Source organism: Weissella sp. ESL1156, from assembly GCF_058505625.1.
Genome location: NZ_CP196372.1, coordinates 1,084,608 through 1,100,218, shown reverse-complemented (window position 1 = coordinate 1,100,218; position 15,611 = coordinate 1,084,608). Strand labels below are relative to the sequence as shown.

The 15,611-nt window shown below is 39.9% G+C and carries 12 protein-coding genes and 1 other annotated feature; of the genes, 11 read left to right on the top strand and 1 reads right to left on the bottom strand.

What is annotated here, in order from left to right:
- Positions 1–46 precede the first annotated feature (46 nt).
- Together ACSKY2_RS05525 and nadE are read left to right on the top strand one after the other, a co-directional pair.
- Positions 47–1,522: a nicotinate phosphoribosyltransferase gene (locus ACSKY2_RS05525; RefSeq protein WP_489840732.1), complete on the top strand. Its 1,476-nt coding sequence runs from the start codon at positions 47–49 to the stop codon at positions 1,520–1,522.
- 29 nt (positions 1,523–1,551) lie between these two features.
- Entirely contained in the window at positions 1,552–2,376 is an 825-nt protein-coding gene (nadE, locus tag ACSKY2_RS05520; protein ID WP_489877062.1) for an NAD(+) synthase, read from the top strand.
- A gap of 88 nt (positions 2,377–2,464) precedes the next feature.
- Here nadE and ACSKY2_RS05515 read toward each other — a convergent pair whose 3' ends face one another.
- Positions 2,465–3,481 (bottom strand): aldo/keto reductase, encoded by a 1,017-nt coding sequence (locus ACSKY2_RS05515; protein WP_489877061.1) that lies wholly within the window; start codon positions 3,479–3,481, stop codon positions 2,465–2,467.
- A 144-nt stretch (positions 3,482–3,625) separates the two neighbouring features.
- Here ACSKY2_RS05515 and cysS point away from each other — a divergent pair, with 144 nt between their 5' ends.
- From cysS to ACSKY2_RS05470, 9 genes are all read left to right on the top strand, one after another.
- Positions 3,626–5,041: a cysteine--tRNA ligase gene (cysS, locus tag ACSKY2_RS05510; protein WP_489877060.1), complete on the top strand. Its 1,416-nt coding sequence runs from the start codon at positions 3,626–3,628 to the stop codon at positions 5,039–5,041.
- Between the two features lie 70 nt (positions 5,042–5,111).
- Positions 5,112–5,322: a binding site (T-box leader), on the top strand.
- A gap of 79 nt (positions 5,323–5,401) precedes the next feature.
- Positions 5,402–5,881, top strand: coding sequence for an S-ribosylhomocysteine lyase (locus ACSKY2_RS05505; RefSeq protein ID WP_489840736.1), 480 nt, complete (start codon positions 5,402–5,404; stop codon positions 5,879–5,881).
- Positions 5,882–6,073: 192 nt separating this feature from the next.
- The gene (kdsA, locus tag ACSKY2_RS05500) at positions 6,074–6,928 is read left to right on the top strand and encodes a 3-deoxy-8-phosphooctulonate synthase (protein ID WP_489840737.1); all 855 of its coding nucleotides are present in this window, start codon (positions 6,074–6,076) and stop codon (positions 6,926–6,928) included.
- Positions 6,912–7,868 (top strand): KpsF/GutQ family sugar-phosphate isomerase, encoded by a 957-nt coding sequence (locus ACSKY2_RS05495; protein WP_489877059.1) that lies wholly within the window; start codon positions 6,912–6,914, stop codon positions 7,866–7,868. The genes kdsA and ACSKY2_RS05495 overlap by 17 nt, the downstream gene beginning before the upstream one ends.
- 270 nt (positions 7,869–8,138) lie before the next feature.
- On the top strand, positions 8,139–9,041 hold the full coding sequence (locus tag ACSKY2_RS05490) for an aspartate carbamoyltransferase catalytic subunit (RefSeq protein ID WP_489877058.1): 903 nt from the start codon (positions 8,139–8,141) through the stop codon (positions 9,039–9,041).
- Between the two features lies 1 nt (position 9,042).
- Positions 9,043–10,320 (top strand): dihydroorotase, encoded by a 1,278-nt coding sequence (pyrC, locus tag ACSKY2_RS05485; RefSeq protein WP_489877057.1) that lies wholly within the window; start codon positions 9,043–9,045, stop codon positions 10,318–10,320.
- Between the two features lie 9 nt (positions 10,321–10,329).
- Positions 10,330–11,415 carry a carbamoyl phosphate synthase small subunit gene (locus ACSKY2_RS05480; RefSeq protein ID WP_489877056.1) on the top strand — a complete coding sequence of 362 codons (1,086 nt, stop codon included), beginning with the start codon at positions 10,330–10,332 and terminating at the stop codon, positions 11,413–11,415.
- The gene (carB, locus tag ACSKY2_RS05475; RefSeq protein WP_489877055.1) at positions 11,408–14,584 is read left to right on the top strand and encodes a carbamoyl-phosphate synthase large subunit; all 3,177 of its coding nucleotides are present in this window, start codon (positions 11,408–11,410) and stop codon (positions 14,582–14,584) included. Before ACSKY2_RS05480 ends, carB begins: the two co-directional genes overlap by 8 nt.
- Before the next feature lie 59 nt (positions 14,585–14,643).
- Positions 14,644–15,609 carry a dihydroorotate dehydrogenase gene (locus ACSKY2_RS05470; RefSeq protein ID WP_489877054.1) on the top strand — a complete coding sequence of 322 codons (966 nt, stop codon included), beginning with the start codon at positions 14,644–14,646 and terminating at the stop codon, positions 15,607–15,609.
- The last annotated feature ends 2 nt before the right edge of the window (positions 15,610–15,611 follow it).

Here is a 15,611-nt window from a genome sequence, read left to right as displayed (position 1 = left end):
TTTGTGGTAAAATATTAATTAATAAAGAGATGAGGAGTAATTTGTTATGGCTTTAGCATATCCAGATGATAGCTTGGCACTACACACTGATGCATACCAATTATCAATGATGCAAACCTATTTTATGAAGGGTATCCATGAGCGTAAGGCAGTTTACGAAATGTATTTTCGCAAGATGCCTTTCGAAAATGGTTATGCAGTTTTTGCAGGTCTAGAACGGTTAGTTGATTTTTTGAATGACTTACATTTTTCTGACAGTGATCTTGACTATTTACATGCAACAGGAGAATTTAACGACGAATTTCTAAATTATTTGAAAAATTGGCGTTTTAAAGGGACAGTGCGGACACCGCATGAAGGAGATGTTGTTTTCAATAACGAACCAATTGTGCAAGTTGAAGCGACTGTTTTTGATGCCCAGTTAATTGAAACGCCATTATTAAATATTGTTAACTATCAAACATTAATTGCAACTAAGGCATCACGTATTCGTTCCGTGGTTGGTGATCAAACATTGATGGAATTTGGTTCACGTCGTGCGCAAGAAATGGATGCTGCAATTTGGGGAACTCGTGCCGCCTATATTGGTGGTTTTAATGCGACATCAAATGTGCGTGCAGGTAAGTTATTTGGAATTCCAATTTCAGGCACCCATGCACACAGTTTGGTACAAGTTTATCGTAACGATTATGAAGCCTTTAAAGCATATGCTGAAACGCATCACGATGTTGTCTTCTTGGTCGATACTTATGATACCCTAAGATCAGGTGTGCCAGCGGCAATTCGAGTTGCCAAAGAAATGGGTGACAAAATTAACTTTATTGGTGTGCGCATTGATTCAGGTGATTTAGCATATGTCTCAAAGGGTGTTCGCAAGATGCTTGATGAAGCTGGTTTTCCAAATGCATCAATTGTGGCTTCTAACGATTTGGATGAATCAACCATTAAGAGTTTGAAATTTCAAGATGCAAAGATCGATACTTGGGGTATTGGTACAAAATTAATTACAGCCTACGATCAAGCTGCTCTAGGTGGTGTTTATAAAGTCGTGTCAATTGAAGATGAAAATGGTGAGATGACCGATACCATTAAAATTTCAGGTAGTGCTGAAAAAATTTCAACACCTGGTCAAAAGCAAGTTTGGCGTATTACACGTAATTCTGATGGTAAATCACAAGGTGATTATGTGGCTTTGTGGGAAGAAAATCCACAAAACTTACCAGAAGGTTTGTATATGTTCCATCCAAGTTATCCATATTTGAATAAAACGGTTGTTGACTATACTGCGCGACCAATTTTGCAAGATATCTTTGTTGACGGTGAGTTAGTTTATCAATTGCCAGCCTTAGATGATGTGCGTGCATTTGCAAAACGGCACATTGATTCATTATATTCAGAATATCGACGAGATATGAATCCACAAGAATATCCAGTTGATTTATCACAAGCAGCGTGGGATCATAAAATGAATCTGATTAAGGAAACACGTGATTACGTTGATCAAATCAATCCAACAGAATAAAGTTTTACGTTTCATAAGGAGGTTTTTTTATGCGACCATTGCAAGAAAAAATTATTAAAACGCTTGGTGTTCAACCAACAATTAATCCAGCATCTGAGATCAAACGATCAGTCACTTTATTAAAGGATTATCTTAAAGCAACAGGGCTAAAGTCCCTTGTGCTAGGTATTTCCGGTGGTCAAGATTCAGCACTTGCTGGTAAATTAGCGCAATTTGCTGTAGAGCAGTTACGTGAGGAAACGGGTGATGATGAGTATCAATTTATTGCGATGCGCTTACCATACAATGAACAGTCTGATGAGTCAGATGCGCTAGCAGCCATTAAGTGGCAGGAAGCTGATAAAACAGTGACAGTCAACATTCAAGAATCAGTGCTAGGAGTTGTACACCAATTAGAAGCAGCTGGTGTTCACGTCACTGATTTTAATAAGGGTAATATCAAAGCTCGTGAACGGATGATTGCGCAATATGGTGTGGCAGCTGCCTATAAGGGTGTGGTCATTGGGACTGATCATGCTGCTGAAGCATTGGCTGGTTTTTATACGAAGTTTGGGGATGGTGCGGCTGATGTGACACCGTTGTATCGTCTGGACAAGCGTCAGGGTAAGCAACTATTAGCTTATCTTGGTGCACCAACGCGTCTTTATGAGAAAGTACCAACGGCTGATTTAGAAGAAGATCGCCCAGCATTGCCAGATGAACTCGCATTGGGTGTAACCTATGAAGCGATTGATGACTATTTGGAAGGTAAAACAGTTTCTGAAGCAGATGCTCAACAAATTGAGCGTCTATTTACATCAACGGAACACAAACGTCGTCAACCGGTCACTGTTTTTGATGAATGGTGGCGCTAATTAAAAAAAATGACAGTCTGATAATTATGTCAATGAGGTGGATACCTCGTACCATGACATATTGTCGGACTGTCATTTTTATTGGAAATTATTTTGCTGCCCAATCAATAGCGGGTTGTGTCTGTAAAATTTGGTCAATTTGCTTTAATTCTGCCTCGCTAAAAGTCAAGTTATCAAGGGCTTTAACATTATCAACCAATTGTTCTGGCCGACTAGCGCCAACAATGACACTTGCAATTTCTGGTTCACGTAAATCCCAAGCTAAGGCCATTTCAGATAGCGTTTGCTGGCGCGCTGTTGCCACTTCATTTAGTCGTTGTACGGTTTGCATCGTTGCAGCAACTTGTTGTGAATTTAAGAAAGGACTGCTTGTTTTGGCAGCTCGTGAATTTTCAGGAATACCATGCAAGTACTTGTCTGTTAATAAGCCTTGTGATAGTGGGCTGAAAACAGCCGCAGCTTTACCTGCTTGCCGTAAAACAGGGAGAAGATCTGTTTCAATACCACGATTGAACATATTATAGCGTGGTTGATGGACGATAAAGGGTGTTTGTAAGTCATTGAAGATATCTAGAATGGCTTGTGTTTGATTACCAGAATAATTGGAAATACCAATATAGAGAGCTTTACCGGATTTAACTAATTGATCAAGGGCTAACGCTGTTTCTTCAACGGGTGTTTTTGGATCTGGTCGGTGCGAATAGAAAATATCAACATAGTCTAATTTTAAACGATGTAAACTTTGATCAGCGCTTGCAATGATGCTTTTCTTAGATCCCCAATTACCATAAGGACCTGGCCACATGTCATAACCAGCTTTACTGGCAATGACCATTTCATCACGGTACGCATGCATGTCACCATGTATGATCTGGCCAAAATTTTTTTCAGCACTACCTGGAATAGGACCATAATTATTAGCGAGATCATAATAAGTTATCCCTAAATCGAATGCCTGATGAATGATTGCTTGTTGATTTTCAAAAGGATCAACACTGCCAAAATTATGCCAAAGGCCCAAACCTAGCGCTGATAATTTTAAACCACTTTTGCCAACTCGGTTGTAAATCATGTGGTCATAGCGCGTTTTCTTTGCTTGATACATGTGTGAGAATCCTCCTAATTAAATGTTTGATGTATCCGTTTTCATTGTAGCGGCTAATCATCACTGTGTCCAAATTAGTTGACTGCTATTTTATGTTAAAATGTAAAAGATAACTCATTGTTTTAAAAAGAAAGGGACACGCATATGATTAAAATGTTTAATACGATGACACTGGCTAAGGAACCATTCCAGCCAATACATGAAGATACAATCAACATGTATGTCTGTGGTCCCACTGTATACAATTATATACACATCGGGAATGCGCGTTCAGCGATTGCTTTTGATACGATTCGTCGATATTTTGAGTATCGTGGTTATAAAGTCAATTATGTGTCAAATTTTACAGATGTTGACGATAAGATGATTAAAGCAGCTGATGAACAGGGCATCACGGTCTCTGAATTAGCAGATAAATACATTGCCGCTTTTAATGAAGATACAGCAGCATTAAATATTAAACCAGCAACAGTGCGGCCACGTGCAACTGAGCATATTCCAGAAATTATTGATTTTGTCGCTGACTTGATTGCGAAGGGTTATGCCTATGAATCAGCAGGTGATGTTTATTATCGTGCAAAAAAGTTTAAAAACTATGGTGCGTTAGCGCATCAAGACTTAGATGAAATGACGTCTAATGCAGCTGGCCGTTTGGATGATACCGAATTGGCTCGTAAAGAAGATCCTATGGATTTTGCAGTATGGAAAAGTGAAAATGGTGACGGGGCCATTTCATGGGAGTCACCATGGGGCAAGGGTCGCCCAGGATGGCATATCGAGTGCTCTGTGATGTCAACGAAATACTTAGGTAATCATTTTGATATTCATGGTGGTGGAATTGATTTAGCATTTCCACATCATACAAATGAAATTGCGCAAAGTGAAGTGCATACGGGTGAAAAATTTGTGAACGAATGGTTACATAATGGTTTTGTGACTGTTGGAGATGAGAATGAAAAAATGTCTAAGTCATTAGGTAATTTTGTGACGGTGCATGATTTATTACAACAAATTGATGATCCTATGGTATTACGCTTTTTTATGACGTCTACGCAATATCGACGTGCCATTGCATATTCAGATGATCATATGGCACAAGCAGCACAAAATTTGGCCCGTATTCGTACGGGATATCGAAACTTACAATTCCGTTTGGCAACGGCAGGTGTTGGTGATGATCAAACCATTGCTAATCAGGTTAAGACGTGTGTTGACCAGTTTGAAACGGCTATGGATGATGATTTTAATACACCGAATGCTTTAACAGCCATTTACGAGTTAGTCGATTTGGCAAATCAATATGCACAGGAAGAAATTGTATATCAAACATCTGCTAAGCTGATTTTGGATACTTTGGCAACTTTGATGAGCGTCTTTGGTGTTGATGGTTTAGCACAAGATGAGTTGCTAGCAACGGATGTAGAAACGTTAATTAATGAACGTCATGAAGCACGAGCAAATAAGAATTTTGCACGCTCAGATGAGATTCGTGATATGCTTGCTGAGCAAGGGATTATCTTAGAAGATACGCCTCAAGGGACACGTTGGCACCGTCATTAGTTATTGATGATAAAAACAAAGAAATCTAATTTTATGGTTGACAGGCTAGTGAATAAGATTTAGCATAGCCATATCGACTGAGAAGAGATGGGTGTAACAAAATCATGTTTTAGAGAGTTAGTGGTTGGTGTAAACTAACAGATTGATTGTTGCCAGATGGTCTTGGAGTCATCATGACATGAGCAAATGACAAGTGCCATTCGGGGAACGTCCGTTAAAGCGTTTAGAGGATAAGTGAAACTTATTAAACTCGGGTGGTAACACGTGGTAACGTCCCGTAATCAGTGATGATTGCGGGACGTTTTTGTTTGATGTCAGCTGGTTAAATTTTAGGAAAGTACTAACTAGGAGGATTTTAACATGGCAGAAGTTGAGAGTTTTACATTAGATCACACAAAGGTACATGCACCATATGTACGTAAGATTGAAACACAACAAGGACCAAATGGGGGACAGATCGTAAATTATGATCTACGTTTGACACAACCTAATGAGACAGCAATTGAAACAGCAGGAATTCATACGTTAGAACATTTGTTTGCTAGTCTAGTGCGTGATGAATTAGATGGTATCATTGATATTTCACCATTCGGTTGCCGCACGGGCTTTCACATCATTAGCTGGGTGGATTACTCACCAACTCAAGTTGCTGAAACATTTACCCGTGTATTACGTAAAATTCGTGATGAAATAACTTGGGATGATGTGCCAGCTACGACCGCTACAGAATGTGGTAACTTTAAGGACCATAGTTTGCATTCAGCAAAAGAGTGGGCCAACATTATTTTGTCACAAGGCTTTTCTGACGATCCTTATGTCCGTCATGTGGTTGAAGCTTAACAGTAAATAGAATCATTTATAAAAGTTGGTCAATACCTGGTATGTTGGGTGTTTATCAACTTTTTTAAGTATTGATCAAATGCAATTCAAAACCTTTAAGCTGAAAAAAGTTAGCATAAAGCATATAATATTAAAAAATTAGTAGTTTCTAATCGTTATTTTGATTTACTAGTTAAGAACGGGGGAAATGTGATGCCAAAAATTAGTGACGTTTTTCAAGAATACGGCTTTAAGGATGATCGTTTAACTTTACTAGCAGGGCCGTGTGCCATTGAATCATATGAAACATGTGCAACAGTTGCCGAGGAACTAAAGCAGATTACGGATGAACTAGGGATTAATTATGTTTTTAAGTCATCATTTGATAAGGCAAATCGTAGTGCGATTTCATCTGATCGTGGTGCAGGGATGAAAAATGGACTTAAAGTGCTACGTGAAATTAAAGAGACGTATCACGTCCCAATTGTGACAGATGTCCACGAATCTTATCAATGTGCGCCAGTTGCTGAGGTTGCTGATGTGCTACAGATTCCAGCTTACTTGAGTCGTCAGACTGATTTATTGTTAGCTGCTGCTAAGACCGGTCGCGTAGTAAATATTAAGAAAGCTCAGTTTATGGCACCCGAAGATATTCAGAGTGCAGTGAATAAGGTTGCTTCACAAGATAATGAGCATATTTTAGTTACTGAGCGTGGTACGATGTTTGGTTACCATCAATTAGTAGTTGATATGACGAGTTTAATCCAAATGCGTGAAACTGGTTATCCAGTCATTTACGATGCAACCCACTCAGTTCAAATTCCAAGTGGCTATGGTAATCATTCTGGTGGTAATCGTGATTACGTCTTTCCACTCATGCGTGCTGCGTTGTCAATTGGTATTGATGGTATCTTTGCGGAAGTGCACCCAAATCCACCCGAGGCAATTTCAGATCAAGATAGTCAACTTTATCTATCAAAGGCACGACCAATCTTAGAAGAAGCCAACAAATTATTCCAACAACAACTTGAGAATAAGGCGGTGTATGCGGATGAAAACTTATTATAAAGATGCGAAACAGACGTTTAATACAGAAATAGCAGCTTTAGAAAAAGTGCGTGATACCTTAGATGATAGTTTTGATCAAGTTGTGACAAAAATTCTTCAGACCACGGGTCGATTGATTTTTATTGCAATCGGTAAGTCAGGTATCATTGCTGAGAAAATTGCGGCTTCGTTTTCTTCTATTGGGACACCCAGTTTCTTTATCGATGCAGGAAATGCTTTCCACGGTGATTTAGGACGTGTTGCTGCTGATGACTTGGTATTCTTTGTGTCAAACAGTGGTGAGACAGAAGAAGTTCTCCAAACATTTTTTGCACTGCAACAAATTCACGGTAAAGATTTACAAACAGTGGCGTTAACTGGTGATGCTGAATCAACACTTGCAAAGCAAGCGCTGTATCCACTAATTGTTGATGTTGCTGTTGAAGCTGACATAACGAAATTAGCACCCACAAGTTCGACAACAGCAACATTAGTCGTTGGAGATGCGTTATTGATTGCGATTGAAAAAGAAAAGAAGTTTACTCGTGATGACTTTGCATTGTATCATCCAGGTGGTTCAATTGGTAAATTGTTAATGCAGAATGTTAAAAATGTTATGCATACCAATATTCCATATGTGCAAACAGATACCCCAATCAATGATGTTATTTATCGGATCAGTGATTTTGGTATTGGTATGACGTTGGTAAAGGATGCTGATGAGCGCGTTATCGGGATTGTGACTGATGGTGATATTCGTAAGAAAATTTTGAATATTACAAAGGTCAAGTCATCGACTGCTGCGGATTATATGACCAAGGGCTTTATTAGTATTAATGTGAATAAGCGTAATAGTACTGCCTGGAAGAAAATGGCGTCGCATAATATTTCAAACTTAGTTGTTGAAGATGGTGATGAAGTCGTGGGTGTGTTAACGATTCATGACGTCCTCGATGAATAAATTAAAAATTTTTTTGCGGGTCATAGCAATACGTTAAACGATTTAACCAGAATATTTTAATAAGTAAACTGTTTACCAAGTGTGATGAACATGCTATATTAATGTTAATCATTAATAACCTTTAAATGTAGTCCAGTGAGGCTATCCAAGGTCATGTTAGTTGGTAAACAATTAGAAACAGGATAATTGTACAACCATTAAAAGAACAAGCCTTATGAATCACTGGATTCATAAGGCTTTTTTGTGTCAGCATCAGGTTAGGAGATCGTTATGCAACATTTTGTGAATCTAAATGATTTATCAACAACAACCATTATGTCACTCATTAAGACAAGCTTAGCTTATAAAACAGGGCAAAAACAAGTGCCACAACAGAAGCGCATGGTGGCTAATTTGTTTTTTGAGAACTCAACACGAACGGCTAGTAGTTTTCAAATGGCTGAAGCAAAAATGGGTTGGCAAAATATTTATGTTAATCCACAAACTAGTTCTACTCAAAAAGGGGAGACACTAAGTGACACATTAAAAACACTTGGTGCCATTGGTGTACAAGTTGTGGTCCTTCGTCATAGTCAAAATAACTGGTATGTACCATTAATTGCCGAACAATCAGAACTAATGCCCCAGTTAGTGAATGCTGGGGATGGTAGTGGACAGCATCCATCACAAAGTTTACTAGATTTAATGACAATCTATGAACAATTTGGTCATTTTAAAGATTTAAATATACGTATTGTCGGCGACTTGTCTCATTCACGAGTAGCACGTTCAAATGCTGAAATCCTGCATCGCCTTGGCGCAAAAATTAGTTTTGCGGGACCTAAAACATGGTATCCAACCGACTTTAATCAATTTGGTTCTTATCAGCCAGTTGATCAGGAACTGGAACAGTTAGACGTTCTGATGCTATTACGCGTACAACATGAACGATTGACGACAGGTGATACGCAACATTTTTCAACAAAGGATTATCATCAACAATTTGGGCTCACGCATGCACGCTATGCTAAGTTAAAAAAGACAGCGATTGTGATGCATCCAGCACCAGTTAATCGTGGTGTAGAAATTACCGATGAGTTGGTTGAAGCAAAGAAATCACGCATTTTTACACAAATGGCCAATGGTGTATATGCCCGAATGGCACTCTTAACAGCATTAATTGAGGAGAAATAACATGGGGCGATTATTAATTAAAAATGCACAGCACTTAATTCATGATAATCAATTAGTGATGCAGGATATTTTGATTGTGGATGGCAAAATTAGCGACATGGCCGATAACATTGTGGCAGCAGCTGACCGAATCATTAATGCGAATGGCGCCTTTGTCTCACCAGGACTCGTTGATGTGCACGTGCATTTTCGTGAACCAGGGTTTGCTTACAAGGAGACAGTTGCAACAGGGACACGAGCTGCTGCCCGCGGGGGTTTTACAACTGTTTTGGCAATGCCTAACTTAGATCCAGTACCAGCAACACCTGCAGCGTTTAATCAAGTTAAGACAAATAATGATGCGAATAGTCTGGTACATCTGTACCAATATGCGGCTATTTCAGCAGGATTAACAGCGGCTGAGGTGAGTGATATGACAGCGTTAACTGAAGCGGGTGCCGTTGCTTTTACCAATGATGGTAAAGGGGTGCAGACAGCAGCAACAATGTTAGCCGCTATGAAAGCAGCCGCAAAAGTGCACCGACCATTAGTTGCTCACGTAGAAGATGAATCACTAGTTAATGGGGGTGTAATGAATTTAGGTCAACGGTCAGCTGAATTAGGCTTACCGGGCATCGACCCATTAGCAGAATCAGCGCAACTAGCGCGCGATTTAGTCTTGGCACAGGCAACAGGGGTGCATTATCATGTGGCTCATATTTCAACGAAAACGTCTGTTGAGCTTGTTCGCTTTGCAAAATCAGAAGGGGTTCATGTGACAGCTGAGGTATCACCACATCATTTATTGTTAGACGAAACCCATATTACGGGTGATGATGCTTATTTTAAGATGAATCCGCCTCTGCGAACACCTCATGATCGCATGGCACTGATTGCTGGGTTGTTAGACGGCACGATTGATATGATTGCAACAGATCATGCCCCCCACAGTATTGCCGAAAAACAACGTTCATTCATTGGTGCAGCGTTTGGCATTACTGGTATTGAGACAAGTTTTCAACTGATGTACACGCATTTGGTCAAATCGGGCATTGCAACACTTGAGCAGTTAATGAATTGGATGATTATTCAACCAAGTCAAGCCTTTCATTTACCTAATCCCCAACAACTTGTGGTCGGTGCACCAGCAGATTTGGCATTGTTCGACTTAACAACCGCTCACACAATTACTGCTGATGAATTTGCTTCAAAGGGCGTGAATACACCGTTTATTGGTGCAACTGTTTATGGGCAAACGATGTTGACTGTGGTTGACGGTACGATTGTTTATGAAGCATAGGAGGAAGTTATGCAACGCTATCTTGTTTTAGAAAATGGCTCAGTTTATACCGGTGAAAGTTTTGGTTCAGACAAGACTGTGACAGGTGAAATTGTTTTTAATACGGGGATGACTGGTTATCAAGAATCATTGACCGATATTTCTTATTTTGGTCAAATTTTAATGTTTACATACCCATTGATTGGTAACTATGGCATCAATCGTGATGATTATGAATCACTAAAGCCAACCGCAACAGCGATTGTTGCCCATGAAATTGCTCGGCGACCATCAAACTGGCGTCAACAAATGTCAATTGCTGAATGGGCAGAAAAAATGGATTTACCAGGAATTACGAATATCGATACGCGTGCGTTAACTAAGGAAATTCGTGAACATGGGGTGATGAAAGCAGCAATTGTTGATGAAATAACGACAGAGACAGTCGCCCAGTTACAGGATATTCAACCAGTGACGAACGAAGTTGCAAGAATGACAACGAAGACAACCTATGTTAATCCAACAGAAGGGTTATCAATTGCCTTAATTGATTTTGGCTTAAAAAATTCAATCCTACGTTCACTTGCGAAACGCGGTGTCAATGTCATGGTGTTCCCAGCAGATGTTGACGCACAAACGATTTTAGACATGGCACCAGATGGTGTTTTGTTATCAAATGGCCCTGGCAATCCAGAATCGGTGGCTCATATTTTGCCTGTTATTCGTGAACTAGAAATGCAATTGCCTTTAATGGGTATTTGCTTAGGTCATCAATTATTTGCCCTCGCAAATGGTGCTGAAACGTATAAATTGAAGTTTGGCCATCGTGGGTTTAATCATGCTGTTCGAAACCTCGTGAAAGATCAAATTGATTTTACGTCACAAAATCATGGTTATGCTGTCTCGGCAGAATCAATTATTGGGACAGATTTAGAGATAACGCATGAAGAAATTAATGATCATACGGTTGAAGGACTGCGCTTGAAGCATTTACCGGCCTTTTCAGTGCAATTCCATCCGGATGCAGCACCTGGTCCCCATGACGCTGAATACTTATTTGATGATTTTCTCGCAATGGTCGTTGCTAACAAGAAAGGACAAAAACAACATGCCTAGACGAACAGATATTCATAAAATTTTGGTGATTGGTTCAGGGCCAATTGTTATTGGTCAGGCTGCTGAATTTGATTATTCGGGGACTCAGGCCGCAATGTCCTTAAAAGAAGAGGGTTATGAAGTTGTCTTAGTGAACTCAAATCCAGCAACCATTATGACGGATAGTGAAATTGCTGATGAAGTCTATATTGAACCTTTGTCATTAGAATTTTTATCACGAATTCTGCGTAAAGAACGACCAGATGCTATTTTACCAACCTTGGGTGGCCAAACTGGTTTAAACCTGGCAAAGGAATTAGCCGAAGTAGGTATCTTAGATGAACTTGGTATTATTTTGTTAGGCACGAAATTATCGGCAATTGAAGAGGCTGAAGATCGTGAAGCATTTAAAAATTTGATGACGCGTTTGGATGAACCAGTACCAGAATCAATGATTGCCGTTACTGTTGAACAGGCATTATCATTTGCTGAAACGAATGGTTATCCTGTTATTGTACGTCCAGCATACACATTAGGTGGTACGGGTGGTGGTATTGCCAATGATGAAGCTGAATTAAAAGCAATTACAACTAATGGTCTTGAATTGTCTCCTGTAACACAAGTGTTGATTGAGCAATCCATCGCTGGTTATAAAGAAATTGAATTTGAAGTTATGCGTGATGCTGCGGATAATGCCTTGATTGTGGCATCAATGGAAAATTTTGATCCTGTCGGTATTCATACAGGGGATTCGATTGTTGTTGCGCCTGTTCAAACGTTGTCTGATCGCGAATTACAAATGATGCGTGATGCTGCTTTGAAAATTATCCGTGCTTTAAAGATTGAAGGTGGCGTCAACATTCAAATGGCACTTGATCCGGATTCATTCAATTATGACATTATTGAAGTCAATCCTCGTGTATCACGGTCATCAGCACTGGCATCAAAGGCAACAGGTTATCCAATTGCTAAAATGGCTGCTAAGATTGCAGTGGGCTTGACATTAGACGAAATTATTAATCCAGTGACAGGAACAACTAAAGCAGCTTTTGAACCGGCGTTAGATTATGTTGTTGTCAAAATACCACGTTGGCCATTTGATAAATTTGCAACAGCAGATCGTCGCCTTGGTACACAAATGAAGGCAACAGGCGAAGTAATGGCCATCGGACGAAACATTGAGGAAGCGATGAATAAAGCGATCCGTTCGTTAGAAATTGGGGCGATTGGTTTACGTGATATTCATTTTGCTGACATACCAACTGAAAAATTGTTTGCTGATTTAATGCCAGCTCGTGATGATCGTTTGTTCATGATTGGTGAGTTGCTACGTCGTGGTGTTTCAGTAGATGAGATTCATGATCGGACTAAGATAGATTATTTCTTCTTGGATAAAGTATTACACCTGATTGAGATTGAACAAGCATTAGCACAACATGTGGGCGATGAACAAGTACTACAATTGGCAAAGCAAAATGGTTTTGCTGATCAAACCATTGCTGATATTTGGCACTGGACCACGGAACAAGTGGTCTCACGACGAATAGCAGCCGCTATTCAGCCTGTTTATAAGATGGTTGATACGGTTGCAGCTGAATTTGCTTCACAAACACCGTACTATTATGCAACTTATGAAACTGAGAATGAGTCGGTTGTTTCCAATAAACAAAGTGTTTTGGTCCTTGGTTCAGGACCAATTCGGATTGGGCAAGGTGTTGAATTTGACTATGCGACAGTGCATGCAGTGAAAGCCATTCAAGCTGCTGGTTATGAAGCAATTATTATGAATTCTAATCCGGAAACAGTTTCTACTGACTTTTCAGTATCTGACAAATTATATTTTGAACCATTAACTTTGGAAGATGTGCTGAATGTGATTCACTTAGAACAACCGCTTGGTGTTGTTGTCCAATTTGGTGGTCAAACAGCGATTAATTTAGCTGAACCATTGGCCAAAGCAGGTGTCAATATTTTAGGCACGAGCGTTACAAATTTGAATCGTGCAGAGGACCGTGAGGAATTTGATCAAGTCATTAAACAACTCACGCTTGCTCAACCTGTTGGTCAAACAGCAACGACGATTGCAGGGGCGTTACAAGCCGCAACAGAAATTGGTTATCCAGTTTTAGTTAGGCCATCTTATGTGCTTGGTGGTCGCGCGATGGAAATCGTCAACAATGCCGATGAATTGCAGGATTATATGGGTCGTGCAGTGCAAGTTTCCCACGACCATCCAGTACTGATTGATTCGTATTTGGTAGGGTCTGAAGCAGAGGTCGATGTCTTGTCAGATGGTGAGACAGTCGTCATACCAGGAATTATGGAGCATATTGAACGGGCTGGTGTGCATTCTGGTGATTCCATGTCTGTTTATCCAAGTCAGACGTTATCTGACAAAGTGAAACAAGAAATTATCGCAGCATCTATTGCCCTAGCGCAGAGTCTCAACACGATTGGATTAATGAATGTACAGTTCGTTATTCATGAAGATACAGCTTATGTGATTGAAGTTAATCCACGTGCTTCACGAACAGTGCCTTTCATTTCAAAAGTGACACATTTGCAATTAGCACAATTAGCAACACGGGTGATGTTGGGTGAAAAACTAACCACAATGGGATTTGAAACAGGTCTTGTTCCTGAGCCGAAGATGGTGTACGTGAAATCACCAATTTTTTCGTTTACAAAATTGCCCGCAGTGGACTCACTCTTAGGTCCAGAAATGAAATCAACTGGTGAAGTGATGGGTTCAGATAAGACTTTTGAAAAAGCTTTGTATAAGGCCTTTGTTGCTTCAAATATTAAAATCCCACATGCAGGAAATGTGCTATTTACGATTGCAGATGAAGATAAAGTTGAAGCACTGGCCTTAGCAAAACGTTTCAATGAATTGGGTTTCCAATTATTTGCGACAGCGGGGACGGGAAAATACTTTATGCAGCATGGACTACATGTGCAAGTGCTAGATAAAATCAGCGAGACTGATCACAATGCCGTTACTGCACTAAGCCAAGGCATATTGCAACTCGTTGTTAATTCGACCCATCAAGATGTGGTTACAGTCAACGATAGTCGTTTGATTCGTAATGCTGCGATTGAAAATGCTGTGCCATTGTTTACAGCATTTGATACAGTGAAGGCATTGTTAAGCGTGTTGGAATCACAGGCATTTACAATTACCCCTGCATAGAATAGTAAAAAATTTTGTTGTCCCAATTTTATAGTGCTTATATTAAGGAGATTTAACTGATGAATGACGAACGATACGCAGTGACATTACCAGGTTTGACGCTTAAAAATCCATTTATGCCAGCATCAGGTTCATTTTATTACGGATTGGACCATTTGGATGATTTTGATTTAAATGAACTAGGTGCATTGGTTCTAAAAACAACGACTGTTAAGCCTCGAAAAGGTAATCCACAACCTTGGATTATCAATACTAAAGCAGGTGTGTTGAATTCAGTTGGTTTAGCTAATCCAGGCATTGAAAAAGTCGTTTCAGACTTTATACCAGCATTAACAGATAAACTACCAGATCTACCCAAAATGCTATCGATTTCTGGTGCAACTGTTGGTGAATTTGTGCAGTTAGCAGAAACGATTGATGAATTACCAGCCATTTATGCGATCGAGTTAAATTTGTCATGTCCAAATGTTGATGAGGGTGGTCGTGCTTTTGGTGTGACTGAGGCAGGTGTTGCATCAGTGATTGCGGCGGTAAGATCAGTTACTGACAAAGCCATTTACGCAAAGTTATCACCGAATGTGACTGATATTAAGCCGCTAGCATTAGCGGCTGAAAAGGCGGGTGCTGATGGATTAACGATGATCAATACTTTGGTTGGCATGAGTTTGGATTTAACGACACGTTCAGCACGTTTATATCGTGGTAAAGGTGGCTTATCAGGAACGGCAATCCATCCTCTTGCCGTTGCATTAATTTGGGAAGCTGCTTCGGTTGTCAATATTCCAATTATCGGGGTTGGTGGTGTCTTAACCGTTGATGATGCGCTTGAATTAATGTTAGCGGGCGCATCAGCTGTTCAAGTTGGTATTGGTAACAAAACTGATCCACAGTTCTTACAAAAATTAATTCAAGCGCTACCAGACGCACTTGACAAGTATCATTTTGATAAGGTCAGTGATGTCACAGGAGCATTACGCAAATTGCCAACTAGTGAATCTGAATGGACACAATTAAGTGAGGAATAGGT